We start from the raw sequence: 2,524 nt of genomic DNA on the forward strand, positions 1-2,524 counted from the left end.
CCGAGCGCGACTACAGCCTCGGCGTCATCCTCGGCGAATTCCTCGGTCTACCCTGGCAGCGCGTGCGCTCGCCCGACGCCGGCGTCCGTCTGCGCCTGCGCGACGCCCCCGGCGAGATCCGCCTGCCCGATGACTTCTTCGGCCACCCCGAACGCGCCTGGCTCACCCCAACCACGCTGCCCCAGCCCCCCGGCCGATCTGGGACAGCCGCGCCCTGGCCGCCGACATCCGCCTTACCGACCCCCAAATCCCGCTCATCACCCACCGCGCGCTGCCCCAACCGGCCGTGCCGGATCCGACCGCTCCGAGCGAACCCCGGATCGACCTCCCCATCGACCTCTTCGGCGCCGCCTTCTTCATGCTCAGCCGCTACGAAGAGGCCGTGCTCCCGGATCGCGACGCCCACGACCGCTTTCCGTCCGCCGCCTCGCTCGCCCAGCGCGCCGGCTTTCTTGAGCGCCCCATCATCGACGAATACGTCGAGATCCTCTGGACCGCGATGCAACACCTGTGGCCGCGTTTGGAGCGTCGCCCGCACCAGGCTCGCACCCTGGTCAGTTGTGACGTCGATAGCCCCTTCACCTACGCCGCCCGCCCCGCCAACGCCCGCGAACTGGCCGCGAGCGGCTACCGGCTCGCCCGCCGCCTCGCCGCCGACCTGCTCAAACGTCGCTCCCTCCCCCAGGCCGCCCGCACCCTGCGCGGCACGCGCGACGCCTGGCACGGCGACGACAGCCTGGACCCGCACCGCCAGGGTCTCGGCTACATCATGGACGTCAACGAGCGCGCCGGACGCCCGGTCGCCTTCTACTTCATCCCCGACAACACCCACCCGCGCCTCGACAACCGCACCAGTCTCGACCAACCCCAAATGCGCGCCCTGCTGCGCGAGATCCATGCGCGCGGCCACGAGAACGGCCTGCACCCCGGCTACAACACCTACCGCCACCCCGATACCTTCGCCCGCTCAGCCGATACTCTGCGCCGCGTGCTCGACGCCGAAGGCATCGACCAACCCCAACTCGGCGGACGCCAACACTTTTTGCGCTGGGAGACTCCCACCACCGCCCGCCTCTGGGACGCCAACGGCCTCGACTACGACAGCACCCTCAGCTATGCCGACCGCCCCGGCTTCCGCTGCGGCACCTGCCGCGACTATCCGCTCTACGACCTGAGCGAACGCCGCCCCCTGCGCCTGCGCGAACGCCCGCTGATCGTCATGGAATGCTCGGTTATCGCCGAGCGCTACCTCGGCCTCGGCTACAGCGAACAAGCGCTCGACCTGATGCGGCACTACCGCGACACCTGCCGCCGCTTCCAGGGCGACTTCAGCCTGCTATGGCACAACTCGCACCTCGACACGCTCGACGACCGGCGGTTCTATCAAGCGCTCATCACAATGCTATGATGCGCTAATGTCATCGCATCATACAGTTGGGGAGCAGAAAGGTGCGCACAACGGTGGATATTGAAGACGACGTCTTGCTGGCGGCTAAGGAACTGGCGCGGCAACAGCAGGTTTCGGTTGGGAAGATGATCTCGCGACTGCTGCGTGCCGCGCTGTCTGGAGCGCCGACGGCCAAAGCGACGAACCTTGAGGCCGAGACTGCAAATATTACCGGCTTTCGGCCCTTTGCGGCAGAGGGGCAAAGACTGGTCACCAACGACCAGATCGATCAGTTGCGTGATCAGGGCGGCCTCTGATGCGGGCGCTGCTCGATATCAACGTGATCATCGCGCTACTGGACGCCGGGCACCTGATGCATCGCGCCGCCCGGGACTGGATGACGCGGGAAATTGAGAACGGCTGGGCCACCTGTCCAATCACGCAAAACGGCGTGCTGCGGATCATGTCTCAGCCGGCGTACCCCAATGCCCAGCCGGTGGCACGGGTCGCCGCACGCCTGCAAGAGGCCTGCAACCATCCGAGCCATGCATTCTGGCCGGAGCAGTTCAGTCTGTTAGGCGATGGCGTGATTCATTGGGATCGCGTACTCGGGCATCGACAGATTACGGATGCCTTTTTGCTGGCCGTGGCGGCAGCGCGCGGAGGTCGCTTCGTCAGCTTTGACCGTCGAATTCGTACAGACCTCGTGTGTGCGGCCAAGGCTGAGCATCTTTGTATCATCGATGGTTGATGGCTGTCGCTTCCAGGGCAACTTCAGCCTGCTGTGGCACAACTCGCACCTCGACACGGCGGAAGATCGGTGGTTCTATGAAGCACTCATCGGCTCCGGGGAGCTGTCGAATTGATATGATCAAGATCCTCACCGTCATCGGCGCACGCCCCCAGTTCATCAAGGCCGCCGTCGTCTCGCGCGCCTTGCGTGAGCAGGGTCCAAATGTCCGGGAGTTCATCCTGCATACCGGGCAGCATTACGACGCCAACATGAGCGATGTCTTTTTCGATGAGCTGGACATCCCGCGTCCCGATAAGCATCTCGGCATCGGCGGCGGGACGCATGGGCAGAATACCGGGCGCGCCCTCATCCTCTGCGAGCCGTTGGGTTATCTGGACATGGTG

Annotated in this window: 4 protein-coding genes; all 4 read left to right on the top strand. The window is 65.5% G+C overall.

Features of this window, described 5'->3' with window-relative positions; all coding sequences use genetic code 11:
• Nucleotides 1-286: 286 nt before the first annotated feature.
• The gene (locus ACLFQI_RS13355; RefSeq protein ID WP_410760062.1) at nucleotides 287-1,408 is read left to right on the top strand and encodes a polysaccharide deacetylase family protein; all 1,122 of its coding nucleotides are present in this window, start codon (nucleotides 287-289) and stop codon (nucleotides 1,406-1,408) included.
• Nucleotides 1,409-1,461: 53 nt separating this feature from the next.
• On the top strand, nucleotides 1,462-1,704 hold the full coding sequence (locus tag ACLFQI_RS13360; RefSeq protein WP_410760063.1) for a hypothetical protein: 243 nt from the start codon (nucleotides 1,462-1,464) through the stop codon (nucleotides 1,702-1,704).
• On the top strand, nucleotides 1,704-2,138 hold the full coding sequence (locus ACLFQI_RS13365) for a TA system VapC family ribonuclease toxin (protein ID WP_410760065.1): 435 nt from the start codon (nucleotides 1,704-1,706) through the stop codon (nucleotides 2,136-2,138). Before ACLFQI_RS13360 ends, ACLFQI_RS13365 begins: the two co-directional genes overlap by 1 nt.
• A gap of 116 nt (nucleotides 2,139-2,254) precedes the next feature.
• Nucleotides 2,255-2,524 (top strand): UDP-N-acetylglucosamine 2-epimerase (locus ACLFQI_RS13370; RefSeq protein WP_410760067.1); only part of this gene is annotated, 270 nt, incomplete at its 3' end.

It is taken from the genome of Halochromatium sp., from assembly GCF_046541315.1.
In the GTDB taxonomy this organism is placed as follows: domain Bacteria; phylum Pseudomonadota; class Gammaproteobacteria; order Chromatiales; family Chromatiaceae; genus Lamprobacter.